Source organism: Pseudomonas sp. NPDC089554 (assembly GCF_050280645.1).
Taxonomy (GTDB): domain Bacteria; phylum Pseudomonadota; class Gammaproteobacteria; order Pseudomonadales; family Pseudomonadaceae; genus Aquipseudomonas.
Map to the genome: position 1 here is coordinate 96,258 of NZ_JBNNVR010000002.1, position 26,995 is coordinate 123,252.

The 26,995-nt window shown below is 62.4% G+C and carries 31 protein-coding genes and 3 tRNA genes; 10 read left to right on the forward strand and 24 right to left on the reverse strand.

Annotated features, from left to right (window positions below):
* Positions 1–68: 68 nt before the first annotated feature.
* Complete coding sequence (locus ACQKPE_RS01300) at positions 69–473, forward strand: hypothetical protein (RefSeq protein ID WP_427662969.1); 405 nt, start codon at positions 69–71, stop codon at positions 471–473.
* Positions 474–718: 245 nt separating this feature from the next.
* Here ACQKPE_RS01300 and ACQKPE_RS01305 read toward each other — a convergent pair.
* From ACQKPE_RS01305 to thrS, 9 genes are all read right to left on the reverse strand, one after another.
* Positions 719–795, reverse strand: a tRNA-Pro gene (locus ACQKPE_RS01305).
* 100 nt (positions 796–895) lie between these two features.
* A complete protein-coding gene (locus ACQKPE_RS01310) occupies positions 896–1,252 on the reverse strand; it encodes a MerR family transcriptional regulator (RefSeq protein WP_043213594.1) in 357 nt (118 codons plus the stop codon).
* Complete coding sequence (gene ihfA, locus ACQKPE_RS01315) at positions 1,233–1,535, reverse strand: integration host factor subunit alpha (RefSeq protein ID WP_009394049.1); 303 nt, start codon at positions 1,533–1,535, stop codon at positions 1,233–1,235. The genes ACQKPE_RS01310 and ihfA overlap by 20 nt, the downstream gene beginning before the upstream one ends.
* 4 nt (positions 1,536–1,539) lie before the next feature.
* Entirely contained in the window at positions 1,540–3,921 is a 2,382-nt protein-coding gene (gene pheT, locus ACQKPE_RS01320) for a phenylalanine--tRNA ligase subunit beta (protein WP_427662970.1), read from the reverse strand.
* A gap of 32 nt (positions 3,922–3,953) precedes the next feature.
* Positions 3,954–4,970 carry a phenylalanine--tRNA ligase subunit alpha gene (gene pheS / locus ACQKPE_RS01325; RefSeq protein ID WP_375097789.1) on the reverse strand — a complete coding sequence of 339 codons (1,017 nt, stop codon included), beginning with the start codon at positions 4,968–4,970 and terminating at the stop codon, positions 3,954–3,956.
* A 110-nt stretch (positions 4,971–5,080) separates the two neighbouring features.
* Positions 5,081–5,437 carry a 50S ribosomal protein L20 gene (gene rplT, locus ACQKPE_RS01330; protein ID WP_003250671.1) on the reverse strand — a complete coding sequence of 119 codons (357 nt, stop codon included), beginning with the start codon at positions 5,435–5,437 and terminating at the stop codon, positions 5,081–5,083.
* Positions 5,438–5,465: 28 nt separating this feature from the next.
* Positions 5,466–5,660: a 50S ribosomal protein L35 gene (gene rpmI, locus ACQKPE_RS01335; protein ID WP_009394045.1), complete on the reverse strand. Its 195-nt coding sequence runs from the start codon at positions 5,658–5,660 to the stop codon at positions 5,466–5,468.
* A gap of 61 nt (positions 5,661–5,721) precedes the next feature.
* Complete coding sequence (gene infC, locus ACQKPE_RS01340; protein WP_427662971.1) at positions 5,722–6,273, reverse strand: translation initiation factor IF-3; 552 nt, start codon at positions 6,271–6,273, stop codon at positions 5,722–5,724.
* Positions 6,273–8,195 carry a threonine--tRNA ligase gene (gene thrS / locus ACQKPE_RS01345; protein ID WP_427662972.1) on the reverse strand — a complete coding sequence of 641 codons (1,923 nt, stop codon included), beginning with the start codon at positions 8,193–8,195 and terminating at the stop codon, positions 6,273–6,275. The genes infC and thrS overlap by 1 nt, the downstream gene beginning before the upstream one ends.
* A 323-nt stretch (positions 8,196–8,518) precedes the next feature.
* Between thrS and ACQKPE_RS01350 the strand changes: the two genes are divergently transcribed.
* Complete coding sequence (locus tag ACQKPE_RS01350; protein ID WP_427662973.1) at positions 8,519–8,821, forward strand: hypothetical protein; 303 nt, start codon at positions 8,519–8,521, stop codon at positions 8,819–8,821.
* Positions 8,822–8,982: 161 nt separating this feature from the next.
* Complete coding sequence (locus ACQKPE_RS01355; RefSeq protein WP_003179963.1) at positions 8,983–9,195, forward strand: cold-shock protein; 213 nt, start codon at positions 8,983–8,985, stop codon at positions 9,193–9,195.
* A gap of 76 nt (positions 9,196–9,271) precedes the next feature.
* On the opposite strand, the gene ACQKPE_RS01360 is transcribed toward ACQKPE_RS01355, so the two are convergent.
* Entirely contained in the window at positions 9,272–9,595 is a 324-nt protein-coding gene (locus tag ACQKPE_RS01360; protein ID WP_427662974.1) for an I78 family peptidase inhibitor, read from the reverse strand.
* A 287-nt stretch (positions 9,596–9,882) separates the two neighbouring features.
* On the opposite strand from ACQKPE_RS01360, the gene ACQKPE_RS01365 reads away from it, so the two are divergent.
* Positions 9,883–10,095, forward strand: a complete 213-nt coding sequence (locus tag ACQKPE_RS01365; RefSeq protein WP_427662975.1) for a hypothetical protein — start codon at positions 9,883–9,885, stop codon at positions 10,093–10,095.
* On the opposite strand, the gene ACQKPE_RS01370 is transcribed toward ACQKPE_RS01365, so the two are convergent.
* From ACQKPE_RS01370 to ACQKPE_RS01405, 8 genes are all read right to left on the reverse strand, one after another.
* Positions 10,067–11,086, reverse strand: a complete 1,020-nt coding sequence (locus ACQKPE_RS01370) for a nucleoside hydrolase (protein ID WP_427662976.1) — start codon at positions 11,084–11,086, stop codon at positions 10,067–10,069. The genes ACQKPE_RS01365 and ACQKPE_RS01370 overlap by 29 nt on opposite strands.
* A gap of 72 nt (positions 11,087–11,158) precedes the next feature.
* Positions 11,159–11,563, reverse strand: a complete 405-nt coding sequence (gene rbsD / locus ACQKPE_RS01375; RefSeq protein WP_427662977.1) for a D-ribose pyranase — start codon at positions 11,561–11,563, stop codon at positions 11,159–11,161.
* Positions 11,560–12,468 carry a ribokinase gene (gene rbsK, locus ACQKPE_RS01380; protein WP_427662978.1) on the reverse strand — a complete coding sequence of 303 codons (909 nt, stop codon included), beginning with the start codon at positions 12,466–12,468 and terminating at the stop codon, positions 11,560–11,562. The genes rbsD and rbsK overlap by 4 nt, the downstream gene beginning before the upstream one ends.
* A 9-nt stretch (positions 12,469–12,477) precedes the next feature.
* Positions 12,478–13,500: a LacI family DNA-binding transcriptional regulator gene (locus tag ACQKPE_RS01385; RefSeq protein ID WP_427662979.1), complete on the reverse strand. Its 1,023-nt coding sequence runs from the start codon at positions 13,498–13,500 to the stop codon at positions 12,478–12,480.
* A gap of 4 nt (positions 13,501–13,504) precedes the next feature.
* Positions 13,505–14,500, reverse strand: coding sequence for an ABC transporter permease (locus ACQKPE_RS01390; RefSeq protein WP_427662980.1), 996 nt, complete (start codon positions 14,498–14,500; stop codon positions 13,505–13,507).
* Positions 14,497–16,050: a sugar ABC transporter ATP-binding protein gene (locus ACQKPE_RS01395; RefSeq protein WP_427662981.1), complete on the reverse strand. Its 1,554-nt coding sequence runs from the start codon at positions 16,048–16,050 to the stop codon at positions 14,497–14,499. Before ACQKPE_RS01395 ends, ACQKPE_RS01390 begins: the two co-directional genes overlap by 4 nt.
* A 29-nt stretch (positions 16,051–16,079) precedes the next feature.
* Entirely contained in the window at positions 16,080–17,036 is a 957-nt protein-coding gene (locus ACQKPE_RS01400; protein ID WP_375097777.1) for a sugar ABC transporter substrate-binding protein, read from the reverse strand.
* Positions 17,037–17,228: 192 nt separating this feature from the next.
* Positions 17,229–18,077: a LysR family transcriptional regulator gene (locus ACQKPE_RS01405; RefSeq protein ID WP_427662982.1), complete on the reverse strand. Its 849-nt coding sequence runs from the start codon at positions 18,075–18,077 to the stop codon at positions 17,229–17,231.
* A gap of 124 nt (positions 18,078–18,201) precedes the next feature.
* On the opposite strand from ACQKPE_RS01405, the gene ACQKPE_RS01410 reads away from it, so the two are divergent.
* The 4 genes from ACQKPE_RS01410 (at position 18,202) to ACQKPE_RS01425 (ending at position 21,609) form a co-directional block, all read left to right on the forward strand.
* Entirely contained in the window at positions 18,202–18,675 is a 474-nt protein-coding gene (locus tag ACQKPE_RS01410) for a nuclear transport factor 2 family protein (RefSeq protein ID WP_427662983.1), read from the forward strand.
* 98 nt (positions 18,676–18,773) lie between these two features.
* A complete protein-coding gene (locus tag ACQKPE_RS01415) occupies positions 18,774–20,231 on the forward strand; it encodes an MFS transporter (protein ID WP_427662984.1) in 1,458 nt (485 codons plus the stop codon).
* Positions 20,232–20,346: 115 nt separating this feature from the next.
* Positions 20,347–20,592: a DUF1654 domain-containing protein gene (locus ACQKPE_RS01420; RefSeq protein WP_427662985.1), complete on the forward strand. Its 246-nt coding sequence runs from the start codon at positions 20,347–20,349 to the stop codon at positions 20,590–20,592.
* A 39-nt stretch (positions 20,593–20,631) separates the two neighbouring features.
* Positions 20,632–21,609, forward strand: coding sequence for an endonuclease (locus ACQKPE_RS01425; protein ID WP_427662986.1), 978 nt, complete (start codon positions 20,632–20,634; stop codon positions 21,607–21,609).
* A 28-nt stretch (positions 21,610–21,637) separates the two neighbouring features.
* On the opposite strand, the gene ACQKPE_RS01430 is transcribed toward ACQKPE_RS01425, so the two are convergent.
* The gene (locus ACQKPE_RS01430) at positions 21,638–22,600 is read right to left on the reverse strand and encodes an aldo/keto reductase (protein WP_427662987.1); all 963 of its coding nucleotides are present in this window, start codon (positions 22,598–22,600) and stop codon (positions 21,638–21,640) included.
* Between the two features lie 107 nt (positions 22,601–22,707).
* Here ACQKPE_RS01430 and ACQKPE_RS01435 point away from each other — a divergent pair, with 107 nt between their 5' ends.
* Positions 22,708–23,154 (forward strand): MarR family winged helix-turn-helix transcriptional regulator, encoded by a 447-nt coding sequence (locus ACQKPE_RS01435; protein ID WP_427662988.1) that lies wholly within the window; start codon positions 22,708–22,710, stop codon positions 23,152–23,154.
* Positions 23,155–23,166: 12 nt separating this feature from the next.
* On the opposite strand, the gene ACQKPE_RS01440 is transcribed toward ACQKPE_RS01435, so the two are convergent.
* From ACQKPE_RS01440 to ACQKPE_RS01455, 4 genes are all read right to left on the reverse strand, one after another.
* A complete protein-coding gene (locus tag ACQKPE_RS01440) occupies positions 23,167–23,592 on the reverse strand; it encodes a GTP pyrophosphokinase (protein WP_427662989.1) in 426 nt (141 codons plus the stop codon).
* Positions 23,593–23,686: 94 nt separating this feature from the next.
* Complete coding sequence (locus ACQKPE_RS01445) at positions 23,687–24,256, reverse strand: SPOR domain-containing protein (RefSeq protein ID WP_427662990.1); 570 nt, start codon at positions 24,254–24,256, stop codon at positions 23,687–23,689.
* 138 nt (positions 24,257–24,394) lie between these two features.
* Positions 24,395–24,471, reverse strand: a tRNA-Val gene (locus tag ACQKPE_RS01450).
* A 148-nt stretch (positions 24,472–24,619) separates the two neighbouring features.
* Positions 24,620–24,696, reverse strand: a tRNA-Val gene (locus ACQKPE_RS01455).
* A 201-nt stretch (positions 24,697–24,897) separates the two neighbouring features.
* Between ACQKPE_RS01455 and ACQKPE_RS01460 the strand changes: the two genes are divergently transcribed.
* The gene (locus ACQKPE_RS01460; protein ID WP_427662991.1) at positions 24,898–26,181 is read left to right on the forward strand and encodes an NAD(P)/FAD-dependent oxidoreductase; all 1,284 of its coding nucleotides are present in this window, start codon (positions 24,898–24,900) and stop codon (positions 26,179–26,181) included.
* 69 nt (positions 26,182–26,250) lie between these two features.
* Here ACQKPE_RS01460 and ACQKPE_RS01465 read toward each other — a convergent pair whose 3' ends face one another.
* Complete coding sequence (locus tag ACQKPE_RS01465; protein WP_427662992.1) at positions 26,251–26,937, reverse strand: peptidase C39 family protein; 687 nt, start codon at positions 26,935–26,937, stop codon at positions 26,251–26,253.
* Between the last annotated feature and the right edge of the window lie 58 nt (positions 26,938–26,995).

Consider the following 26,995-nt stretch of genomic DNA (forward strand, 5'->3'; position numbering starts at 1 on the left):
AAACGCTACGAGGCATTGGCGAACATAGGGAAATTTCCTACAGCCATTGCCGAAATAGGATGCATCCTGTGTCAATCAAAGCCGTTTCGAAGGAGCGAATAGATCAAGCTTTGCAGGCGTTTGACCGTGATTTTCGAGGGAGACGCGAATGGCTGGGGTGGGAAGGTAACCGCGCCCATCGATATGCGATACAGGTGGGTGATGCCCTGTACCCTGCAAAGAAAATTGTCTCTCTCGCAACCGGCACTCCTGTGAGCGATTTCTCAGGCGGGCATCCAACAAATAGCTATTTGCGCAAGCGTGGCTTTGTTGTCGTTGAGCTGGCCGGTGTAGCGAAGCTATTTGGCTTACTATCTTTTCATCCAGAGAAAACGACATATCAGATCCTTTGCAGAACTCTTTGCAGACCGAAGAGCAATAATGTGGTGCTCTTGGAAACTTTATCTATTCTCTCACACCTCTCCACACGATGACGGCATTCTAACATCACTCAAGACTTAGGTGGAGTAGGTTGAGGTCCTACGTGTTGAGACGCCCCGCTTCAACACGTAATAGTGGGGGTGAGATCTAAAATCACGTCTAAACGGTATAAGGGTCGCAGCTAAAGGAAAGTGCCTTTCACCTAGCCAAGCAGGCTTCGAGACGAAAACTCATCATGCATTGAATGGCAAAAAAAAATCCAGCCATCTTGCGATGGCTGGATTTTTTAGGGTTTTTTTGGTCGGGACGGAGTGATTCGAACACTCGACCCCTTGCACCCCATGCAAGTGCGCTACCGGGCTGCGCTACGCCCCGACATCATTCTCGTTACCGCTGAGAACGGTGAAGAATCTACCCTAACCTTTTGAATAATGGAAGCTTTTTTTAAAAAAATTCCATTTTCCTCAGGCCTTGGTCACTTCTTCAACACCACCAACACATCCTCTAACTCCGCAATCATCTGCCGAATCAGCTGCTTGTACTGGGTGGTGTCATCCTTGGCCTCATCACTGGAGAGCCGCAAACGCGCCCCGCCGATGGTGAAGCCTTGGTCGTACAACAATGCGCGGATCTGGCGGATCATCAGCACGTCTTGGCGCTGGTAATACCGCCGATTCCCACGTCGCTTGACTGGGTTGAGCTGCGGGAACTCCTGTTCCCAGTACCGCAACACGTGCGGTTTCACCGCGCAGAGTTCGCTAACTTCACCGATGGTGAAGTAGCGCTTGCCCGGGATGGGGGGCAGCTCGTCGTTATGGCTTGGTTCCAGCATAGGCCTCAACCCGGGCTTTCAGTTTCTGCCCTGGACGAAAGGTGACGACGCGCCGTGCGGTGATCGGGATTTCTTCCCCTGTCTTGGGGTTGCGGCCCGGCCGCTGGCGTTTGTCGCGAAGGTCGAAGTTGCCGAAACCGGACAACTTGACCTGCTCGTTATCTTCAAGCGCGTGTCGAATTTCTTCGAAAAACAACTCGACCAGCTCCTTGGCCTCGCGCTTGTTGAGCCCCAGCTCCTCGTACAGCCTTTCGGCCATCTCAGCTTTCGTCAGAGCACCCATACCGTTATTTCCTTAACGTGGTGTTCAACCTTTGTTCAAGCGAGGTGAGGATATTTTGCAGGGTAGTGTTCACCTCATCGTCGTTAAGAGTGCGCGATGGATGCTGCCAGGTCAAGCCGACGGCCAGGCTTTTTCTATCAGGATCAATACCTTTACCCTGGTAGACGTCAAACAGCCTGAGGTCTGTGAGCCATTCGCCTGCATTGTCACGAATTACTTCAAGCACGGAGCTAGAAGCTACATCACGACCTGCGATCAACGCCAAGTCACGCCTGGTTTCCGGGAACTTGGAAAGCTCGCTGAATTTCGGCAGGCGGCCTTGTACCACTTCACCCAGTACCAGCTCGAAGACGAACACCGGACGCTCCAGGCCCAGGGCCTTGGCCAGCTCTGGGTGCAGGGCGCCGAGGTAGCCGACTTCCTGGCCGTCGCGCTCGATGCGGGCGGTTTGGCCGGGGTGCAGGGCGGGGTGTTGGCCTGCGGTGAAGGTAAACTCGGCCAGGGCGCCGGAGTAGCCCAGCAGGGCTTCCACGTCTGCCTTGACGTCGAAGAAGTCGACGGCGTCGCGGCCGTTGGCCCAGGCCTCAGGCAGGCGGCTGCCGGTGATCACGCCGGCGATCATCGGCTGCTGCTTGAGGTCGCCCAGCTGGCCGACGAAACGCAGGCCGCTTTCGAACAGGCGTACGCGGTCTTGCTGGCGGTTGAGGTTGTGTTGCAGCGCCTTGACCAGGCCCGGCCACAAGGACACGCGCATCGCGGCCATGTCGCTGGAGATCGGGTTGGCCAGCAACAGCGGCTGTACGCCGGGGCTGAACAGCTCGAACAGTTTCGGGTCGATGAAGCTGTAGGTGATGGCTTCCTGGTAGCCGCGGGCGACCAGCAGGCGACGCAGGGTCGGCAGCTCGCCACGGGCTTCCGGGCGGGCCTTCGGCGCCAGGCGGACTTGTGGGTAGCGCACTGGCAGGCGGTTGTAGCCGTACAGGCGGGCCAGCTCTTCGATCAGGTCGACTTCCAGGCTGATGTCGAAGCGGTGGCTTGGCACCTCAACGGTCCACTGCCCTGCCCCACTGGCCGTGGTTTTCAGGTCGAGGGCGTTGAGCAGTTGCTCGACCTGGGCGGTGTCCATCTCCATGCCGAGCATCTGGGTGATGCGTTCGGCGCGCAGGGTCACCGGAGCAACCTTGGGCAGATGGGCTTCGCTGACGGCTTCGATGACCGGGCCGGCTTCGCCGCCGACGATCTCCAGCACCAGGGCGGTGGCGCGCTCCATGGCTTCGCGAGCTAACTGGGCGTCCACGCCGCGCTCGTATCGGTGCGAGGCATCGGTGTGCAGGCCGTAGGAACGGGCTTTACCGGCGACGGAAACCGGCTCGAAGAAGGCGCTTTCCAGGAACAGGTCGCGGGTCTTCTCGGTATTCACGCCGCTGTGCTCGCCACCCATCACGCCGGCGATAGCCAGGGCGCGGGCGTGGTCGGCGATGACCAGGGTGTCGCTACGCAACGCCACTTCCTGACCGTCCAGCAGGACGAGCTTCTCGCCCTCCTCGGCCATGCGCACGCGGATGCCGCCGTTGATTTCAGCGAGGTCGAAGGCGTGCATCGGCTGGCCCAGCTCGAGCATCACGTAGTTGGTGATGTCGACGGCGGCGTCGATGCTGCGCACATCGCTGCGGCGCAGGCGCTCGACCATCCACAGCGGGGTCGGCTTGCTCAGGTCGACGTTGCGGATTACGCGGCCCAGGTAACGTGGGCAGGCGGCCGGAGCCGACACTTCGACCGGACGCACTTCGTCATGGGCGGCGGGTACGGCAGGCACCACTGGGCGGGTGACCGGGGCGTCGTACAGGGCGCCGACGTCACGGGCAAGGCCTGCGATGGACAGGCAGTCGCCACGGTTCGGGGTCAGGCCGATCTCGATGCTGGCGTCGTCCAGATTCAGGTACTGGCGAATGTCTTCACCCACGGGGGCGTCGGCAGCCAGTTCCAGCAGGCCGTCGTTCTCTTCGCTGATCTGCAGTTCGGCCGCCGAGCACAGCATGCCGAAGGACTCGACGCCGCGCAGCTTGGCCTTCTTGATCTTGAAGTCGCCTGGCAGTTCGGCACCGATCATGGCGAACGGGATCTTGATGCCTGGGCGTGCATTCGGCGCGCCGCAGACCACCTGGAAGGTTTCCTGGCCGTTGCTGACCTGGCAGACGCGCAGCTTGTCGGCGTCCGGGTGTTGCTCGGTGGCGAGGATCTCGCCCACCACGATGCCGCTGAACTGGCCGGCAGCCGGGGTGACGCTGTCGACTTCCAGGCCGGCCATGGACAGGCGGGCGACCAGGTCGTCACGGGAGACTTGCGGGTTTACCCAACCGCGCAGCCACTGTTCACTGAATTTCATGCTGTTCTCCTAGAAAGTGCGTCGATCGTGGCCTAGCGGAATTGCGCGAGGAACCGCAGGTCGTTGTCGAAGAACAGACGCAAATCGTTGACGCCATAGCGCAGCATGGCCAGGCGCTCGACGCCCATGCCGAAGGCGAAGCCCTGGAATTCTTCCGGGTCGATGCCAGACATGCGCAGCACGTTCGGGTGCACCATGCCGCAGCCCATCACTTCCAGCCAGCCGGTTTGCTTGCACACGCGGCAGCCTTTGCCGGAGCACATCACGCACTCCATGTCGACTTCCGCCGATGGCTCGGTGAAGGGGAAGAACGAAGGACGGAAACGCACCGCCAGTTCTTTCTCGAAGAACACCCGCAGGAACTCTTCGATGGTGCCCTTGAGGTCGGCGAAGTTGATGTCGCGGTCGACCAGCAGGCCTTCGATCTGGTGGAACATCGGCGAGTGGGTGATATCCGAGTCGCAGCGGTAGACGCGGCCCGGGCAGACAATGCGAATGGGCGGCTGGCTGGACTCCATGGTCCGTACCTGCACCGGCGAGGTGTGGGTGCGCAGCAGCATGTTGGCATTGAAATAGAAGGTGTCGTGCATCGCCCGGGCCGGGTGGTGGCCGGGGATGTTGAGCGCTTCGAAGTTGTGGTAGTCGTCTTCCACCTCAGGACCTTCGGCGATGCCGTAGCCGATGTGGGTGAAGAACTGCTCGATGCGCTCGAGGGTACGGGTGATCGGGTGCAGGCCACCGGTGGCCTGGCCGCGACCGGGCAGGGTCACGTCGATGCATTCGGCGGCCAGGCGAGCGTTCAGCTCGGCCTCTTCAAAGGCGGCCTTGCGTGCGTTGAGCACGTCGGTGACGCGCTCCTTGGCGTCGTTGATCAGCGCACCGACCTTGGGGCGCTCGTCGGCTGGCAGGTTGCCCAGGGTCTTCATCACCTGGGTCAGCTCGCCTTTCTTGCCGAGGAATTGGACCCGGATCTGTTCCAGGGTAGTGATGTCTTCAGCGCGTTCCACGGCCTCGAGGGCTTGGGAGACCAGCGCGTCCAGGTTTTCCATGTACAGACTCCAGATACGAAAATAGGGGAAGAGCTTTGAAGGCTCTTCCCCTATCGATGACGTTTTACACCCAGCGGCGCAGAGCACCGCCGGATGATTGTCGCGGGTACTTAAGCCAGGACGGCTTTAGCTTTCTCGACAATCGCAGCAAACGCCGCTTTTTCGTTCACTGCCAGGTCAGCCAGAACCTTGCGGTCGATTTCGATCGACGCTTTTTTCAGGCCAGCAATCAGACGGCTGTAGGACAGGCCGTTGGTGCGCGCACCGGCGTTGATACGAGCGATCCACAGAGCGCGGAACTGACGCTTCTTCTGGCGACGGTCGCGGTAGGCGTATTGGCCTGCCTTGATGACCGCCTGCTTGGCAACACGGAATACGCGCGAGCGTGCGCCGTAATAGCCTTTAGCCAGTTTCAGAATTTTCTTGTGACGCTTACGAGCGATGACGCCACGCTTTACACGAGCCATGAGTAACTTCCTCTATCTTTGACCAGAATTAACGTACGCGCAGCATGCGCTCGACTTTTGCAACGTCAGACGGGTGCAGCAGGCTGCTACCACGCAGTTGACGCTTACGCTTGGTCGACATTTTGGTCAGGATGTGGCTCTTGAAAGCGTGCTTGTGCTTGAAGCCGGAAGCGGTTTTCAGGAAACGCTTCGCAGCACCGCTCTTGGTTTTCATTTTTGGCATGTTGGAACTCCGCATTCGATAAAATTACACAATAATCATCAGGCCTGCCGTGCCCGGGAGATTACTTCTTCTTTTTGGGAGCGATGACCATCATAAGCTGGCGTCCTTCCATCTTAGGATGCTGTTCGACGGTGCCGTATTCGGTCAGGTCAGCTTCAACCCGCTTCAACAGCTCCATCCCCAGCTCCTGGTGGGCCATCTCACGGCCGCGGAATCTCAGAGAGATCTTGGCCTTGTCCCCATCGGTAAGGAAACGTACCAGGTTGCGTAGTTTTACCTGGTAATCCCCTTCTTCCGTCCCTGGACGAAACTTGATTTCTTTGATCTGGATCTGCTTCTGGTTCTTCTTCGCTTCGTTGGCTTGCTTCTTCTTCTCGAAGAGGTGCTTGCCGTAGTCCATCACCTTGCAGACAGGTGGGACGGCGTCAGCGGAGATTTCCACCAGATCCAGCTTCGCTTCATCAGCGATGCGCAGCGCTTCATCAATCGAGACGATGCCAACCTGCTCGCCATCGGCGCCAATTAAACGAACCTCGCGTGCCGAGATATTCTCGTTGATCGGGGCCTTCGGGGCAGTTCGTTTATCGTTTCTCATTTCACGCTTAATAGTCATTACTCCGATTCTTGGCGACCACGCCGGGAAACCGCTTGCGAAAGCAGCTCAGCGAACTGCGCGACCGGCATCGAGCCCAGGTCGGCGCCTTCGCGAGTGCGCACAGCGACGGTTTGCGTTTCGACTTCGCGGTCCCCTATAACCAAAAGGTACGGGACCCTCAGCAAAGTATGCTCGCGGATTTTAAAGCCGATCTTCTCATTTCTCAAGTCGGACTTGGCACGGAAACCGCTACCGTTCAGGGATTTTTCCACCTCGAGGGCGAAATCGGCCTGTTTGTCGGTGATGTTCATGATCACCGCCTGGGTCGGCGCCAGCCAAGCCGGGAACACGCCGGCGTAGTGCTCGATCAGCATGCCGATGAAGCGCTCGAACGAACCGAGGATGGCGCGGTGCAGCATGACCGGGCGCTTACGGTTGTTATCTTCGGCGATATAGCTGGCATCGAGCCGCTCTGGCAGGTTCGGGTCGTACTGCAGGGTACCGCACTGCCAGTTACGGCCGAGGCAGTCGCGCAGGGTGAACTCGATCTTCGGACCGTAGAACGCACCCTCGCCCGGCTGGTATTCCCACTCCAGGCCCGACTCGTTCAGGGCGTCGGCCAGGGCACCTTCGGCGCGGTCCCACAGCTCTTCGGAACCGACACGCTTGGCCGGACGGGTGGAGAGCTTCATGGCAACGTCGGTGAAACCGAAGTCTTTATAGACGTCGAGGGTCAGCTTGATGAAGTCGGCGGCTTCCTTCTTCACCTGTTCTTCGGTGCAGAAGATGTGCGCGTCGTCCTGCACGAAGCCACGTACACGCATGATACCGTGCAGCGCGCCAGACGGCTCGTTGCGGTGGCAGGCGCCGAACTCGGCCAGGCGCAGCGGCAGGTCGCGGTACGACTTCAGGCCCTGGTTGAACACCTGCACGTGGCATGGGCAGTTCATCGGCTTCACTGCAAAGTCGCGGCTTTCCGAGGACGTGGTGAACATGTTCTCGGCGTAGTTCGACCAGTGGCCGGAGCGCTCCCAGAGGATGCGGTCGACGACCTGCGGGGTCTTGATCTCGAGGTAGCCGTTCTCGCGCTGGACCTTGCGCATGTACTGCTCGAGCACCTGGTAGATGGTCCAGCCGTTGGCGTGCCAGAACACCATGCCCGGGGCTTCTTCCTGGAGGTGGAAGAGGTCGAGCTGCTTGCCGATCTTGCGGTGGTCGCGCTTTTCGGCTTCTTCGATGCGCTGGATATAGGCGGCCAGTTGCTTCTTGTCGGCCCATGCAGTGCCGTAGACGCGCTGCAGCTGCTCGTTCTTGGCATCGCCGCGCCAGTAGGCGCCGGACAGCTTGGTCAGCTTGAATGCCTTGAGGAAGCGGGTGTTCGGCACGTGCGGGCCGCGGCACATGTCGACGTATTCTTCGTGATAGTACAGGCCCATGGCCTGCTCGTTCGGCATGTCCTCGACCAGGCGCAGCTTGTAGTCTTCGCCACGGGAGGTGAACACGTCGATGACCTCGGCGCGCGGGGTCATTTTCTTGATGACGTCGTAGTCCTTCTCGATCAGCTGTTGCATGCGCTGCTCGATGGCGGTGAGGTCATCCGGGGTGAAAGGACGCTCGTAGGCGATGTCGTAATAGAAGCCTTCGTCGATCACCGGGCCGATCACCATCTTGGCGGTCGGGTACAGCTGCTTCACGGCGTGGCCGATCAAGTGGGCGCACGAGTGACGGATGATCTCCAGCCCTTCTTCATCTTTAGGAGTGATGATCTGCAGGGTGGCGTCGTGGTCGATCTTGTCGCAAGCGTCGACCAGCTTGCCGTCGACCTTGCCGGCCAGGGTGGCCTTGGCCAGGCCTGCGCCAATGGAGGCAGCGACTTCGGCTACGGATACTGGCTGGTCGAACGTGCGTTGACTGCCATCGGGAAGAGTAATAATGGGCATGGCGCCTCCTCTCCTAGTGGTGACCCCTACCAAAGGTCACGTGGGTTGGGATGAGCCAGTACAAGATCCGACCTGCCTTTCCCGGAGGAAAGCCTGCCTCACAGTGGCAGAAGCCTTTCGGCCATGCAGGGACGAACCAGAGTGACTGGGAAAATGCGGCAGCAAGGGTGAACCGCAAGCCGAGCATGCTAGCACGCGGGCTGTAGAGCACGCAGAAATATTTGGAAATTACGCCGCTGCGGTGAACTTGTGCGGGAAAATTCCTATCAGACCTTCTGAAGCATCCTACTCTTGATGAGACCTAACCCAAGGAGTGTCTGGTTATGCGACTTCAGTCTCTTCTGCCCCTGGCCGCTGTCGGGGCCTTGCTGCTGCCACTGGCGGCCAACGCGGGCAACTTCCCCCCAGGGAAGGAGGCCGCCTACATGACCCAATGCACGCAGGTAGCCAGCGGCCAAGGCGTGGACGCAGCGACTGCGAAAAAGCACTGCGATTGCGGCGCGCAAGCCATCAAAAAGAATTTCACCGATAAGGAGATCCTGGACCTGGACAGCAAGGACGGCGTTGACGCCAAGCTGATGCAGCGCGCGCAAGCCGCTGTGCAGGCCGCCTGCAAGCCAAAATGATGACCCGACGAGCCTAAACGACAGCGCCTTCTTTGCTCTGGATCACTATATGGCTAAGGTAAAGAGCGCTATGTACGAAGAATTAGACTATGATGTCACGGGTGCACGAAGCCTCGGCGACATCGCACATCGAATAAATAACGTTTCTGGAGATTCACCTCATGTCCAATCGCCAAACCGGCACCGTCAAATGGTTCAACGATGAGAAAGGCTTCGGCTTCATCACCCCACAAGGCGGCGGCGACGACCTCTTCGTTCACTTCAAGGCCATCGAATCCGACGGCTTCAAGAGCCTGAAAGAAGGCCAGACTGTTTCCTTCGTGGCTGAAAAAGGCCAGAAAGGCATGCAGGCTGCGCAGGTTCGTCCGGAGTAATTCGGATAAAGCTGTAAAAAACCCGCCTTCACAGGCGGGTTTTTTTATGGGCGGGGTTCAGCGCTGCGTGGCCAGTTCAACCGCAGTTGACGCGGCTCACCTTGCCCTGCTCGTCGACATTCAGGTTCAGGCGATCAGAGCGGTACTCCAGGGTCACCACGTCATGCGGGTGAAGAATACGCGCCATTTGCGCGCCCGTAGCCTTGCGCGCCTGCTCCAGCAGCTCCGGGGTGCCCGGCTTGCCGATGGCGAAATCGGCGCCGCTGGCATTGCAGCGGCCATCGTTGGCGACCGGGGCTTGCGGCGCGGCTTTATCGCCACCCGAAGAGCCGCCAGTGCTGCAACCAGCCAGGACAGCAGCCACCAGCAGGGTCGCCAGGGAAGCGCGGGTACGGAACATGAATCCTCCTAATCGATTTCGGGAACTGTCTTATCCGACCGTTCCACCAACAGTTTGTTGCAAAACCGCTCAAGTCTGCCTGATCCAGCACGGCGAGGCCAAAGGCAATCGTGTCGGAATTTTGCACCGCACCGATGGTTAGGCCACCGGCGCTGCTTATTCTTAAGTCGCAGGGCAACCGACGCAAAGGCATGATTTACTTCGAAGATGTGGAGCGCGCCTTGCCTCCCCTGCGAACGCCAGGAGCGGTGTTCGACCGACATCCGGCCCCGCAGCGAGTACCCTCCATGAGCAACCACAGCATCGACGCCGACATCAAGGTCAAATGGGCCGAGGGCCAGAGCGCCTACAGCCCTGGCACCCCCGAGGAACTGCTTCTGATCGCCATCGACCTGCTGGTGCGCGACCGCGGCAACGAGGCAGCGCGCAGCTTCATCGACCAGGTGTTCGAGCGCTACGCGTCACACGAGGCTACTTCAATCGAGCCAAGCGCGTACTGAGCAGGTCGAAGAAGCCCTGGGCATCGCCGTTCTCGATCCACATCACGTTGGCCGGCTGCTTGAGCACGCCGTACCAGTCGGCCACGGTCTGGGCGAAGGTCGGGCCTTCGCGGCTGTCGACGGTCATGTGGATCTGCTTGCCGCTGAACAACTCAGGCTTGAGCAGGTAGGCGATGACGGTGGCGTCGTGCACCGGGCCGCCGGTCATGCCGTACTTGTCCATGTCGTACTTGATGTAGGCATTGAGGATGTCCACCACCTTCTGGCTCGCGCCATTTCCAACGGCCGCCAGCTGCTTGAGGCGCGCATCACTGGTGATGACCTTGTGGGTCACGTCCAGCGGCAGGTAGGTGAGCTTGACGCCACTGCCCAGCACCACTTCGGCAGCATGCGGGTCGGCGTACAGGTTGAACTCGGCAACCGGAGTGATATTGCCGCCATTGAAATGCGCGCCCCCCATGATCACCACTTCCTTGATGCCCTTGACGATGTCCGGCTGCTGGATCAGCGCCAGGGCCAGGTTGGTCTGCGGGCCGAGCATGGCGAGGGTGACGCTGTGCGGCTCGGCGTTGGCGAGGGTGTCGACCAGATACTGCACGGCATTGCCCTTGGCTAGCCCCTGCTTGGGCTCGTGCACAGGCACGCCGGTCAGGCCTTCTTCGCCATGCACGTCGGCGGCGTAGATAGGCGTGCGCACCAGCGGGCGGCCAGCACCGGCGTACACCGGGATATCCTCGCGCCCCGCCCATTCCCGCGCCAGGCGGGCGTTGCGTGAGGTCTTGTCGAGACGAACGTTGCCGGCCACGGTGGTGATGGCGCGGATCTTCAACTCATCGGGCGACGCCATGGCCAGGAACAGCGCGACCACATCGTCGGCACCGGGGTCGGTGTCGATGATCAGGTCACGGGGGGCGGCGTGGATGGCGGCGGCTGCGAGGGTAGACATGAGGATGGCTCCTTGCAGCAAACGTTTGGCGGTTTGGATCAGCATTCAACACTCCTTGTTGCCTTGTGATTGATAAACGAAAGGGCAACTTCCCTCCTGTGGGAGCGGCCACTTGAGCTAAAAGGTGACGCCCGCCACCAATGCGATATTGCTGTAAGGCTGGCACTCCCCCGTGCGCACCACCGCCTTGGCCCTTTGGCTCAGCACCTTGAACTCGGTATGGCGCAAACGCTGGCGCTGGCCCAGCAGGCCCTGGCCATGCAAGGCCTCGACCTCAGCGAGCCCCGGCGGCCCGGCCTGGAAGATCTCCTCGGCCAGCACATGCCGTTCCACCTGCATCTCGGCCAGCACCACGCGCAGCACACTGGCGAAGTCGGGAATACCCGGCGTCACGGCCAGGTCGATCAATTCAACGCCCGGCGGCACCGGCAGCCCGGCATCGCCGATCACCAGGATGTCGCCATGGCCAAGCCCGGCGATGGTGCGCGACAGGGCAATATTGAGCAGTGCGGTCTTCTTCATTCGGCCAACTCCGCCAGGTAGGGAATCGAGGGTTGGGCGCCAGCCCGGGTAACGGAAATCGCAGCGGCGCGCTGCCCGCAGACGATCGCCTCGCCCTCCTCCAGCCCGCGCGCCAGGCTAGCGGCAAAGCCGCCCACGAAGGTGTCGCCAGCAGCGGTGGTGTCCAGCGGCTTCACCGGCGTGGCTGGGAAATGCTGGCTGCCATCCTCGCTGACAAACAGCGCACCCTGGGCGCCCAAGGTTACGATCACCTTGCCGGCACCCAACTGGCGCAGTTGTTCTGCGGCCTTGCGGGCACTCTCAAGGTCGTTCACCGACAGCCCGGTCAGCGCCTCGGCCTCGCTTTCGTTGGGGATCAGGTAGTCGATATGGGCGAACCAGTCCGCTGGTAGCGGGCCACTGGCCGGCGCAGGGTTGAGGATGACTGTCTTGCCCAGCTCACGACCTCGGGCCAGTACCCAGGCGACGGTAGCGGGCGGCACTTCCAGCTGGCAGATGACCACTTCGGCGTTCTGCAACAAGGCATCGAAACGCTGCACGCTTTCAGGGCTGAGCAGGCCATTGCCCCCCGGAATGATGACGATGGAGTTCTGGCTGGCGGCATCCACCACGATCAGTGCCACACCACTGGACACCCCTGCACAGGCCGTCACTGCCTGGCAATCGATGCCCTCCACCTCCAGCGCCCGGCGCAACTGCAGGCCATAGGCATCGTCACCGACGTTGCCGACCATCGCCACACTGGCGCCCAGGCGCGCAGCGGCCACCGCCTGGTTGGCGCCCTTGCCGCCGGGCACAGTGAAGAAACTGTCGCCGGCGAGCGTCTCGCCGCCTCGCGGCAAGCGATCGGCACGGGCCACGAGGTCCATGTTGAGGCTACCGACCACTACGACCTTGGCATGCATGGGTATTCCTTAGCGGTAATCAGTGAACAGGTCCGGGCGTGGCCCGGTGGATTCGCGCAGCACGATGCGCGGCGCGACGATGCGTTGCTCGGTACCACCCTGGGGGGCGGCGATGCGCGACAGCAACAATTGCGCAGCGCTCTCGCCCAGCTCGCGAATCGACTGGCCGACCGTGGTCAACGGCGGGTAGATGTAGCGGCTGAGTTCGATGTCGTCGAAGCCGATCACCGACAGCTGGCCAGGCACGTCGATATTGCGTTCGGCAGCAGCGCGCAATACGCCGAAACCGATCATGTCGTTACCCGCAAAAATCGCCGTAGGCCGCTGCTCGCCCTCGAGCAGGCGCGCCGCAGCGGCATGGCCGCCGGGGCTGGTGAAATCGCTGTGCAGCACGCGGTCGTTGGCCACCGTCACATTGGCTTCGGCCATGGCGCGGCGGAAACCGGCCACGCGCAGCTGGCTGACGCCGGTGTCGATCGGCCCACCGATGCAGGCGATATCGCGGTGCCCCAGTTCGAGCAGGTGGCGGGTCGCCAGGTAGGCGCCCTGCTGGTGGTCGATGCGCACCAGGTCGGCGTTCACGCCGTCCAGGGCGCGGTCGACGATGACCATGGGGGTGCGCACATTGCTCAGGCTTTCAAGCAGGTCGCGGTCTTCACCCACCGAGGCGACGATCAGCCCGTCGACACGCTTTTCCAGCAGCACGCGCAGGTAGCTGCGCTGCTTCTTCGGGTCGTCGTCGGAGTTGCACAGGATCACGCAATAGCCGTTGCGCTCGCAGCCATCCTCGATGCCCCGCGCCAACTCGGCGAAGTACGGGTTGACGCTGTTGGGCACCAGTAGGCCAATGGTCGCGGTACTGCGCGCCTTGAGCGAACGGGCCACGGCACTGGGCACGTAGTCCAGTTCGGCGATGGCTGCCTCCACTTTCTGGCGCACCCGCTCGCTGACTGGCCGGGTCTTGTTCAGCACATGGGAAACCGTGGTGTAGGAAATGCCTGCGAGTGCCGCAACGTCTTTGATGGTAGCCATGATGTCAGGTCCGCCGGCTCGCGCGCCGGCTACGGTAGGTGTCGAGCACCACGGCGATGACGATGACCGCCCCGGTGATGATGCGCTTGGTGGGTTCGGAAGCGCCGATCTGCGCCAGGCCTGCGGCCAGCACGGAAATGATCAGCACGCCGAAGAAGGTGCTGATGATCGAGCCGCGCCCACCCATGAGGCTGGTGCCGCCGATTACCACGGCGGCGATCACTTGCAGCTCCATGCCGGACCCGGCATTGGGGTCGGCAGCCTCCAGGCGCGAAATCTGGAACAGCGCAGCCAGGCCCGCGAGCAGCCCCATCAGGGCGAACACACCGATCTTGTAGGGGCGCGGGTCGATACCGGCCAGGCGCACCGCCTCTTCGTTGGTGCCGATGCCGATCAGGTAGCGGCCGAACACGGTCCGCGTCAGCACCAGTTGGGCGAGGACGATCACCGCCAGGGCAATGAGAAACGCAGGCGAGATACCAAAGGCGATGGGGTTGGAGAACCAGGCGAAGGCATCGCCGATGTAGGCGGTGCGCGAGTCGGTGAACTGGTAGGCCAGGCCCCGGGCCATTTCCAGCACGCCCAGCGAGACAATGAACGACGGAATGCGCCAGGCCACGGTGACGCTGCCGGTAATGCTGCCGGCCAATGCCGCGATGGCCATGCCCAGCAGCGCGGCGGGCAGTACGCTCCAGCCCCAGCCGAGAATCGCGACGCTCACAGTGGACGCCGCCAGGGCCAGCACCGAGCCGACCGACAGGTCGATACCGCCGATGATCAGCACGAAGGTCATGCCCACCGCCAGCACCATCAGGTCGGGGATCTGGTTGGCCAGGGTGCTGAAGGTGTTGTACGACCAGAAATGGCTGCTCAGGAACGAGAACAGCACGATCATCGCCAGCAGCGCCCCGGCCAGGCCCAGGTAGGTACCCAGGCCGTAGTAGGTGCCGCTGCGGCGTGCCGGGCGGCTGCCGGCGGTGTCGAGGGAAGGGGTTTTCATACGTCCATCCTGGGAGCTGCTTCGTGCAGCAGTGCGTCACGTTTCTGGTAACCGGCGAAGGCGGCGGCGAGGATCTGGTCCTGGCTCCAGGTATCGCGGTCGAAGGTGTCGATCAACTGGCCTGCGGAGAGCACGGCGATGCGGTCGCAGATCAGCATGAGTTCGCGCAGGTCGCTGGACACCACCAGCAAGGCCTTGCCCTGGCGAGCCAGCTCGGCCAGCAGGCCATAGATGTCGAACTTGGCGCCCACGTCGATGCCACGGGTAGGCTCGTCGAACATCAGCACCTGGCAGTTGCGCTCCAGCCAGCGGCCAATCACCACCTTCTGCTGGTTGCCGCCCGACAGCTCGCCAACCGCCTGGCTGGCGCCAGCGCTGCGAATGCGCATGGCGTTGATCTGCCGCTCGGCCAGGGCCTGCTCGGCCTCGGCGTCGAGCACCCCGGCGCGGGACACCGCACCCAGGTTGCCGAGCACGATATTGGCGCTGATCGAATGCGGCAGCAGCAGGCCTTCGCCCTTGCGGTCCTCGGTGATCAGCGCAATGCCGGCACGCACGGCGGCCTTGGGCGAGTCGATATTCACGGGCTTGAGTGGCCGCCCCAGCTCGATACTGCCGCTGTCGGCAGCGTCGGCGCCGTAGATCAAGCGCAGCAGCTCGGTACGGCCCGCGCCGATCAGGCCGGAAATACCGAAGATCTCCCCTGCCCTGACCTCGAACGACACCTCGCGCACCTTGTCGCCACGGCTGAGCTGGTTGACCTTGAGCAACGGCGCGCCGATTTCCCGGCGACCCAGGTCGATATGCTCACCCACCTCGCGGCCCACCATCAGGCTGACCAACTGGTTGTTGTCGTAGCGGGCGATGGGCTCCACGCACACCAGCTTGCCGTCGCGCAGCACGGCGATGCGCTGCGACACCCGCTGCAACTCTTCCAGGCGGTGGGAGATATAGACGATGGCCACACCACGCTGGCGCAGGCGCTCGATCTGGGTGAACAGCAGCTCCACCTCGCGGGCGGTGAGCATGGCGGTGGGTTCGTCGAAGATCAGCACATGGCAGTCGCCGATCAGGTTGCGGGCGATTTCCACCATCTGCTGGTGGCCGATGCCCAGTTCGCCCACCGGGGTGTCCGGGTCGATGGCATCCAGGCCAACCTGTGCCATCGCTGCCGTGGCCAACTGGCGCAGGCGCTTCTGGCTGATCCAGCCGGCGCGGCTGGGCAGGTTGTCGAGGAACAGGTTCTCGGCCACGGTCAGGGTCGGCAGCAGGTTCAGCTCCTGCATCACCATACGCACGCCCAGGCGCTCGGCCTCGCTGCGGCTGCCGGGGGCATAGGCCTGGCCGCGGTAGGTCATCTGCCCGGTGGTGGGCACTTCCAGGCCGCTGATGAGCTTGGACAAGGTGCTCTTGCCGGCACCGTTCTCACCGGTCAGGGCCAGCACCTCGCCGCCGCGCAAGCTCAACGTGACATCGCCGAGCACAGGCTGGGCGTAGGTCTTGCCCAGCCCGCTGACCGCGAGCACGATTTCATTGGCCGTCGCTGACATGGCCGTCACTCCTGCTGTTCTTGCGGGTATCAAGGCTTGGTGATGAGCTCGACCGGCGTCTGGATGACGTTGTCGGCATCGACATCAGGCTTCTCGCCCTTGACCATTTTCAGTGCCGCCTGGATGCCATACACCGCCTGCTGGCTAGCGGCCTGGTCGAGGGTGGCGAGCACGCGGCCATCCTTGAGCATCGGCTTGATGGCATTGATGTTGTCATAGCCCACCACTTGCACCTGGCCGGTCTTGCCGGCGGCGCGCACGGCGGACACCGCGCCCAGGGCCATGCTGTCGTTGCCGGCCAGCAGCGCCTTGAGGTCGGGGTATTCGTTGAGCATCGAGGCGGCTACCGCGTTGCCCTTGTCGATTTCCCAGTTGCCCGACTGCACCGAGACGATCTTCATCTGCGCCGCTTCCATCGCGTCCTTGAAGCCGGCGGTGCGCTGCTGGGCATTGGTGGTGGTGGGCACGCCTTCGATGATGCCGACCTGGTCACCGGCCTTGAGCTTCTGCTGGGCCAGGTAGTCACCGACCATGCGTGCGCCCTTGCGGTTGTCAGGCCCTACGAAGGGCACGCTGATGCCTTTGCTCTTGAGCACGTCCGGGTCGAGGCGGTTGTCGATGTTGACCACGGTGACGCCGGCGTCCATGGCCTTCTTGATCACCGGCACCAGCGCCTTGGAGTCGGCCGGGGCAATGACCAGGGCCTTGGCGCCGGTGGCGATCATCTGCTCGACGATGCGGATCTGGTTGCTGGTGTCGGTTTCGTCCTTGATGCCGTTGGCGACCAATTCGAAATCGTCGGGGTGTTCTTTCTGGTAGGCCTTGGCGCCGTCTTCCATGGTGCGGAAGAACTCGTTGGCCAGGGATTTCATGACCAGCGCGACCTTGGGTTTGTCTTCGGCATGGGCCTGGGACAGTGGCAGAGCAAAGGAAAGCGTGGAGAGAACAGCGACAGCCAGGAGGCGACCGGGGAACGGTACTTTCATGGAAGTAACTCCGAATCTTGTGGTTTTTATCGGATCGCAAACGTTTGCGGTAACTCACTATGGGAACAGGATCGGTGTTTGTCAATTCCGACCCGTAGCGCTTGCCCGGTCGCGCACAAGGGGATTATGCCGATAATCGTCCGGAAAACCGAACAAACTTTGTAAGAATTGTTCGGGATTCCGAATGACCGATCAGTCAATCATTTCTGCAACCAGGTCGGCCAGGGCACGCAGCCGGTCCATGTGCCGCATGTCCTGGTGGTAGCCCATCCAGATATCGCGACCTGGAGGCGCCTGCTCCACTTCCACCCGCCTGAGTGCAGGTAGCTGGTCACCCAAGGCACGCGGCAACACGGCAATACCCAACCCAAGCGCACACATGCGCGCCTGCACCGTGCGGCTGCTGCTGGTGAATACCGTCCTGGCCGCAGGGTAGCGCTCCTGCAACCAGGTCACATCGGGATAATGTGCCTGCGCGGTGTTCATCAGGATCAGCCCGACACCCTCGCCTTGCGCATGCGGCTCGACGCTGGCCCCGGCTGCGATGTAAAGCCCATAAGGCAAGGTGCAGAGGCGTTTCTGCACGATGTCGGGCTCGGTGAACGGGATGATCCGAAAGGCGATATCCGCTTCCCGGCGCGTCAGGTCGAACAGGCGATGCCCGGCGATGATCTCGGGCACGATCAGCGGGTGGCGGCGAACCAGTTCGGCCAGCACGGGGCCGAGCACGTAGCTGGCGAACCAGTCGGCCGAGGCGATGCGCAGCAGGCCTTCGGCCTGGTCGTCATCTCCAGCCAGGCGCCGCTCGATGGTCAACGCATTGCGCTCCATGGCTTCGGCCAGCTCGAAAATCCGCTCGCCGCTGGCGGTCAGCACCAGCCCGGACGCGGTCCGGCGAAAGAACACCTGCCCGCTGGCCTGCTCCAACACATGCAAGCGCCGCCCCACGGTCGGGTGGCTGACGCCCAGCAGCTTGGCCGCCGCCCCCAGCGAACCGGCACGCGCGATCGCCAGGAATACCCGCAAGTCATTCCAGTCCATGGCGCACCTCGTACAAAAATGAACGGCGAAGATGCAGCAATGGCAGTCCCGCCGCAAGCACACGGCTCGCAGAATGGCCCCGCAAGCGACACCCCACCTGCGAACCCTACCGAAGGACATTGCCATGAACATCGAAACCCTGACCGCACGCCTGCACGCCCTGGAAAGCCGCATGGCGATCGAGACACTGATTTCCGGCTATGCCAACGCCTTCGACCTGATGGACAGCGACTTGCTGCAAACCCTCTGGCATGAAGACGCGACACTGGACCTGCCCGGCTTCGGCGCCGGCGCCAACCCCGGCGAAATACTCGCCATGGCGCAGCGGAACTGGAAAAAGATGCCGCACATGCATCACTGGATGGCCAACCCTCTGCTGCACATCGACGGCGACATCGCCACCGGCACCGTCGCGGCAGACTGCCTGTTCCATGACCTCACGCAAGGCCCCGTGCAGGTCAGCGGCCTTTATCACGACCGCTTCGAATGCCGCGACGGGCAATGGCGATTCACCTCACGCCGCTTCGAGCTGCACTTCCTGACGCCCCTGGCGAACTGGAAGCCTACCGCTGGCCCGGAGAAATTCGAGCGCAACTGAAAACACCGGCAACCACGCCTGGCGCATCGCACGTTACTCACGCGCGATGCGCACCTTGATCGATCCCCCACGCCCCTTTTTATCCATGGAGGCCCTGCATGTCCCAGGAAGCCGTTTCCCTGCCCACGCCTCGCCGATGGGCAATGTTCGCGATCCTGCTGGTCGGTGCATTCCTGCCGCCGCTGGACTTCTTCATCATCAACGTCGCCCTGCCTTCCATCAGGGCTGACCTGGCCGCAAGCGCCGCTACCGAACAGCTGGTCATTTCCATCTATGCAGGGCTCTACGCCGTCACCTTGATTACCGGCGGCCGCCTGGGCGACCTCTATGGTCGCGGGCGCATGTTCTTCCTGGGCCTGATCGGCTTCGCAGCGGCTTCGGTGCTCTGCGGCCTGGCCTGGTCACCCTGGGCACTGATCACCGGGCGCGCCCTGCAAGGCGTGACGGCGGCGATCATGGCGCCACAGGCACTGGCTTCGGTGCAGGCGATCTTCCCTGACGCAGAGAAACCGCTGGCACTCAGCTTGTATGGTGCGGTGTTCGGGCTGGCTTCAGTGGTCGGCCAGGCATTGGGCGGCACGCTGATTTCACTGGACCTGCTGGGGCTGGGCTGGCGCAGCATTTTCCTGGTCAACCTGCCGATCGCCGCGCTGGTGCTGCTGTTCGGCATCCCCCTGCTCAAGGAAACCCGCGCCCGCCACGCCAACAAACTCGACCTGGGCGGCATGGCACTGTCGATCTTGACCTTGGGCGCACTGATCGTCCCGCTCATCGAGGGCCGGGAAGCAGGCTGGCCGCTCTGGGCCTGGGCGTCCCTGGCCGCGATAGCGCCACTGGCGGTGATGTTCTGGCGTTACGAAAGCCGCCTGGGCCACATGGGCGGCGCGCCGTTGCTGGACCCACGCGCACTCAAGGCACCTGGGCTCGTTCGTGCCTTGGTGATTGCCCTGCTGTTCTACGCGATCGCACCGTTCTTTCTGCTTTTTTCGATTTACCTGCAAAGCGCCTTGCAGGTCGATGCGCTGGGCGCCGGCCTGGTGTTCCTGCCGTTCGGCGTCGGGTATTTGCTTGGGCCGTTGTCAACGCCACTGTTCAGGCGCGCATTCGGGGCCTACGTAAACCCCCTTGGGATGGGGCTAGAGGCCCTGGGGCTGCTAGGCATGCTGGGGCTGATCATGGCCACGGCGCAGGGTGCCTATCCGAACCCTGCGGCGCTGGCCCTGCTGCTGTTCAGCATTGGGTTCGGCCAAGGGCTCGGGCTGCCGACCCTCATGCGAATCATTACCGGGCGGGTGGCTCCCGCTTACTCTGGCATGATCGCCGGCATCGCCAGCTCGGCATTGCAGGTGGGTACTGCGGTGAGCGTGGCGGTGATCGGTGGCGTGTTCTACAGCAGCCTTGGAATGCGCAGCGACCCCGGCGCGATCACCCACGCGTTCCTCGTCGCGCTCGCCTGCATCGCCTTGTGCATCATTGCCGGCATGTTGCTGAGCCTGACACTGATACGCCAGCCCTTGCCACCCGAGGCCCAGACCGGCCTCAAGGTACCGAGTTGATCCCAGGGAACAAATCCTGCGCAAACGGTCATATGCGCTTTCCGACTTACCCGCTGTTGCGAAATAACCTACGGTGAAATACTGTATGAGCATACAGCACAAAAGGGAAAGCCTTATGGCCAGCACTTCCGCTACCGCCGCACCCAGCAATTACGAACAGCTGGGTGTACGCATCCAGAAGATCATCAACAGCCCTACCGCCCAGCGCAGCCGCGCCGCACTGATCTTCCGCCTGGAGCACGAGTCGCCCGATGACTGGGAAACCCTGCTCGAAGAGATTGCCGAGAACGACAACGTTACCCTTGCCTACCGCGACGACGGCGGTGTGCAGATTTTCTGGACCGTGCCCAAGGAAGACTGAGCACCTCCCCCCTCTCCTCGAATGACCTGTTGCCTGCCCATGAAAAGACTGTTGTATGCCATTGCCTTGGCATTTGCCTTTGTTCCACCCGCATTCTCGACACCGCCTGCGACCTTCTCCGAAGCCAAGGTCGTGGCCAAGCAGAAGGTCTACCTCGACCAGGCCAACAGCGCCCTGGGCGACCTGTACTGTGGCTGCAAATGGACCTGGGTCGGCAAGTCGGGCGGGCGTATCGACCCCGCCTCCTGCGGCTATGAAACCCGCAAGCAGCAAAGCCGCGCCGAGCGCACCGAGTGGGAACACATCGTGCCGGCCTGGACACTCGGCCATCAACGCCAGTGCTGGAAGAATGGCGGCCGCGAGAATTGCGTCGACGACGACCCGGTGTTCCGCGCCATGGAAGCCAACCTGTTCAACCTCTACCCTGCCGTGGGCGAGGTGAACGGCGACCGCAGCAATTTCAACTTCGGCATGGTCAGCAGCGTCGGCCCGCAGTACGGCCAGTGCAAGACCCGGGTCGACTTCAACCAGAAGGCCGCCGAGCCGCGTGATGAAGTCAAGGGCCTGGTGGCGCGCACCAGCTTCTACATGTTCGACCGCTACAACCTGAGCATGTCGCGCCAACAGCAACAGCTGCTGATGGCCTGGGACAAGCAGCACCCGGTGACCCCCTGGGAACGTGAACGCGACCGGCGCATCGCCGCCGTCATGGGCCATTCCAACCCGTTCGTCACCGGCGAGCGCCAATGGACACCCGGCTACAAACCGGTGGCCGATGGCGTGCTGAGCCCCATCGCCAAGCCCGCGCCGCGCCCAGCGCCGCAAGCGACACTGGCCAAGGCTGGCAACGGCGCAGCAAGTGGCGCCAGCATCATCGGCAACCAGAACAGCCGCGTGTACCACCTGGCCGAGGGCTGCCCCGGCTATTCGCAGGTGTCGGCCAAGAACCAGGTGATGTTCGGGTCCGAAGCCGAGGCCCAGGCAGCGGGCTATCGCAAGGCAGGCAACTGCCGGTAGTACGAGACGCTGCCGGCCCTCAGCCCATTCACCGGGCGACCGGCAGCGACACCACCTGGCTCACGTCATCCAGGCGCTTCACCTGGTCACTGGACAGCTGCAACTGCAGCGCTGCCAGGTTCGACTGCAATTGCGCCAGCGAACGCGGGCCGATCAAAGGCGTGGACGGGTGCGTGGCCGCCCAGGCGATCGCCACTTGGTCGGCAGGCGCCGCCAGCTCCTCGGCCACCTCCAGCAACGTGTCGAGAATGGCGCTGCGCTGCGCAGAATCCTCTGCCTGGAATACCTTGCCACCCAAGCCCTGGGCGCGCCCCGCCTCGCCCTTGCGGTACTTGCCGGTAAGCATGCCGCCGCCCAGCGGCGAATAGGCCATCATGCCGATGCCCAGGGCCTGGCAGGTCGGGAACAGGTCCAGCTCGGCCTCGCGGCGCACCAGGCTGTGCTCGAACTGCGCAGCGGCAATGGGCACGGCGCGGGTCAGCTCGGCGTAGGTGGCAGCATGAGCGATGCGCCAGGCCGGGAAGTTGGACAAGCCGACATACAGCACCTTGCCGGAGCGCGACAGGTCTTCCAGGCCACGCACCAGCTCTTCGGTGGGGGTGACATCATCCGGGAAATGCACCCAGTACAGGTCGATGCGGTCAGTATTCAGGCGCTTGAGGCTGCCCTCCAGCGACGCCACCATGGCCTTGCGGCTGTTGCCGGTGGCCAGCACACCGGGCGTGGGCGTGACGCCCTTGGCGAACTTGCTGGCCAGGAACACCTCGTCACGACGCCCAGCCAGCAGCTTGCCGAGGATGGTTTCAGACTCGCCGAACTGGTACATATCGGCGGTATCGACGATATTGCCCCCCGCCTCGAGGTAGGCCTCGAGCATGGCCTGGCTGACATCGGCTTCAGCACCGTGACCCCAGCTCGTGCCGAAGTTGCCGGTACCCAGGGCCAGTTGCGACAGTTGAACGCCGGTCTTGCCAAAAGGTGCGTAGTGCATAGCTGCTCCCGAATAAGGAAACCCATTTTTCCGGGCGTTGACGCTAGCGGTCAGCGTGCGTCGCCCACATAGTTGCATATGCAACTGTTGCAGGTACAATAATCCACATGAACACACCCATCAAGCCACTTGGCTGCACCAATCTCAAATTGCGTCAATTGACGCGCACTATCACTCGCCACTACGACCAGCAGCTGGCATCGATCGGGTTGAAGAACACCCAGTACGCCCTGCTATCCCACGTACTGCGCCTCGGCCCGCTGCGCCCTGGCGAGCTGGCCAAGGCCATGCAGATGGAGCCCTCGACCCTGTCACGCAACATGCAGCCACTGGTTGCCCAAGGCTGGCTGAGCATTGGTGCGGGCGGCGATGCGCGCAGCCGCGCCGTTGCAATTACCGAAGAAGGTCGCTTGAAACAGCAGGAAGGCCGGCAGGCCTGGCAGGCGGCGCAGGAGGCCCTTCACGCCGAACTGGGGCACGCGCGTACGCTGGCCCTGCATGCCTTGATGGATGACTGCATGCAGGCGCTGAACGCCGATCAGGAAAAGGCCTGAGCCGCAAACGAATCAGGCCAGCGCCTGGAGGTAAGCGCTGGCCTGGTGATAGCGGTTGAGCCGGGCAAGGTCGGCCGGGCCTGGGTAGGGAATGCGCGAAAGGTCGCTGTTGTCGGCAAGGTCTGCCAGCTTGACCTCGCGCGCCAGCGGGTCACTGCCCAGGCGCACCACGAAGTCCTCGTAGCGCTCGCCTTCGCGGCGGCTCAGGGCCAGCAGTGCGGCAAGGATTTTCAGGGGGAAGCCGGCGCGGGCCAGGTCTGACAAGGTTACCGGAGTGTCTTCGAGCACATCGTGCAGCACGGCGACGATGCGCTGCTCAGGCGTCCATACACGCCCCATCACCCGCAGCGGGTGCAGGATGTAATCCGCCCCGCCCTTGTCGATTTGCCCTGCATGGGCCTTGGTTGCCAATGCAATTGCCCGCTCCAGAGTAGCCATGACGCGCCCCTCACCCCATCGTCCTCAGTGTAAGCATAGTCGCTCACACTGGTAGGACCGACGCGGCGAGGCGTCTGTTCCCGACTTCCGAGGGTTAACGCTCGACGCCGTGCTGGATGACGATCGAATCGGTGCCCATGCGCGCCATCACATCGGCCTTGCGCGCGTCGGCCTCAGCCTTGGTAGGGAACGGCCCCATCAACACCACCGGCTTGCCCTCGCGGTACTCGACGAAAGACGGAATGCCCTTTTCGATCAGGCGCGCGGTCATGTCGCTGAGCGCCCCCATATTGGCGCCCTGCACCACTTCCACATCCCAACCTTCTGGCGCAGGCTGGTCGGCCAGGGCATCGGCGCGGCGCTGCAGGTCGGCACCGCCGCACACTTCGCGAATGCGCAGGTTATTGCCGGTTTCGTCGACCAGGATCTCGTACTGGCCGTCGCGTTTGATGGCAACGTAGCTGCGATAAGGGGTGTATTTACCGGCCTCGTCCTTGTCACGGACCTGCCCGCAGATGGTGCCCTGGGTGTCTATCCGCACGTTGGCGAACTTGGCTGTCTTGGGGTTATCCAGGTGTTCAGCCACCTGGTTGTGCACGCCCTCGACCTCGTTCTCACAGCCAGCCAGGGCCAGCACCGCCACTACCACCGCCAGTTTGCGCACGCGTCCATCTCCTGTTTCGAAGGGCCGAATTCTACCATGACGCCCGAACGCCGCCGATGGCCAGGCTGTCGCAGGCTGTTACAGAATTCCGGGCAACACGAAAAAGGGCGACCCTTTCGGATCGCCCTTCTTCTGGTTTGGTAGGCACAATTGGACTCGAACCAACGACCCCCACCATGTCAAGGTGGTGCTCTAACCAACTGAGCTATGTGCCTGTCGTGTGGCGCGCATATTAAGGTGACACTGCACACCTGTAAAGCGCTTTTTTCAAAAAAATCAAAAACTTTGCGATGACCTTGGCGCTGCTTTCGTAGCAGCCCAATGCAAAAAGGGCGACCCTTGCGGATCGCCCCTTTTTCGATTTGGTAGGCACAATTGGACTCGAACCAACGACCCCCACCATGTCAAGGTGGTGCTCTAACCAACTGAGCTATGTGCCTTCGATGTGGGCGCATTCTACGCGCTTCCAAAGGGCTGTCAACTATTTTTTTAGGGCTAAGCTACTGATTCTAAAAATATTTGCGTAAAACCAAGTGTTCTCGGACCTGTAAAGGATTTTCACCGGACGACTAGCGGGTGTTTATTATTATTGATAGCATCGCTACATTCGTTAAAAATATAACACATGAGGTTTCCCGAGCATGGCCACTACCCCCTACCCCCAGTCCTACTACGCCGCCTCGGCCAACCCGGTGCCGCCACGTCCGGCGCTGCAGGGTGAGGTGGAGACCGATATCTGCATTATCGGCGCTGGCTACACCGGCCTTTCCAGCGCCCTGTTCCTGCTGGAAAACGGTTTCAAGGTCAGCATCGTCGAGGCCGCCAAGGTCGGCTTCGGCGCCTCGGGCCGCAACGGCGGCCAGATCGTCAACAGCTATAGCCGCGACATCGACGTGATTGAACGCACCGTCGGCCCCAAGCAGGCGCAACTGCTGGGCCAGATGGCCTTCGAGGGCGGGCGTATCATTCGTGAGCGCGTGGCCAAGTACAACATCCAGTGCGACCTGAAGGACGGTGGCGTGTTCGCCGCCCTCACCACCAAGCAGATGGGCCACCTGGAATCGCAAAAGCGCCTGTGGGAACGCTTCGGCCACACCCAGCTGGAACTGATGGACCAAAAGCGCATTCGCGAAGTGGTGGCCTGCGACAACTACATCGGCGGCATGCTGGACATGAGCGGCGGCCATATCCACCCGCTCAACCTGGCCCTGGGCGAAGCCGCCGCGGTCGAGTCGCTGGGCGGCATCATCTATGAGCAAACGCCTGCCATCCGTATCGAGCGCGGCGCCAACCCAGTGGTACACACCCCACAGGGCAAGGTGCGCGCCAAGTTCATCATCGTTGCCGGCAACGCCTACCTGGGCAACCTGGTGCCGGAGCTGGCCGCCAAGTCCATGCCCTGCGGCACCCAGGTGATCACCACCGAGCCACTGAGCGATGAACTGGCCCGCACCTTGCTGCCGCAGGACTACTGCGTCGAGGACTGCAACTACCTGCTCGACTACTACCGCCTGACCGGCGACAAGCGCCTGATCTTCGGGGGTGGCGTGGTGTACGGCGCACGTGACCCGGCAAACATCGAAGCGATCATTCGCCCGAAGATGCTCAAGGCCTTCCCGCAGCTCAAGGATGTGAAGATCGACTTCGCCTGGACCGGCAACTTCCTGCTGACCCTGTCGCGCTTGCCGCAAGTGGGCCGTATCGGCGACAACATCTATTACTCCCAGGGTTGCTCGGGCCACGGCGTGACCTACACCCACCTGGCAGGCAAGGTGCTGGCCGAGGCCCTGCGTGGCCAGGCCGAGCGTTTCGACGCCTTCGCCGACCTGCCACACTACCCGTTCCCGGGTGGCCAGCTGCTGCGCGTACCGTTCAGCGCCCTCGGCGCCTGGTACTACAGCCTGCGTGACCGCCTGGGGATCTGATCGTACCCGAGGCAATAGCGACGCCAACAGGGGGCAAGCCGGAGCGGTCCGGCTTGCCCCCTGTCATTTTCAGCGTCCTAAGGTATCGACAGCTTGCCTGGCAGCGATTTCCTGGCCTGCACGGGCCAGCTCATCGGCTTCCTGCAACCAACGCTGGCGGTCGACCTGGGCCGGCAGGTGACGGGGCGACTGCACCAGCACCGCCCAGCGTCCTTCTTTTTCCCAGGCCGATTGGAAGTCATCCATGTCCACCAACAGCCGGCGCTGCATACCCGAACGCAGCAGCACCCGCTTCTTGTAGCGGTCATAGCCGACCATTACCGCATAGCGCGGCTCGCCCCACCACGCCGAACCCTCTTGGTAGCGCAGCAGCACCGGGTTGCCTGCGGCCACCTGGGTGAACAGCGCATCGAGGCGCGGCTCCAGCGGGTACACCAACATGCCGTACTCGCGGGCTACCCGTGGGATACCGGCCTGCAGCTTCTCGGCATCCTGCGGCAGGCCCAGTGGCTTATCCAGCAACCCCGGGGTAATGCGCACCCCTTGCTGGGACAGCATGGCCGCCAGGGCCATGGAACCACTGAAATTGGCGTTGCCCTGGTAGAACGGCACGCTGCTGATCTCGACCTTCTGCGCCAGGCCATTGAGGCTGGCCGGCGGTGCACTGGCGCAACCCGCCAGGCTGGCAGCCAGCAGACAGGCGGCCAGTAGTCGACGTGGCGCGGCGATCATCGTTGGAAGGGCTTCTTGCGGCATGGGCACTCGCTTGTCTCGACGCCAGGCAGACAGCGCCCGGCAGTGGGCCTCGATAATA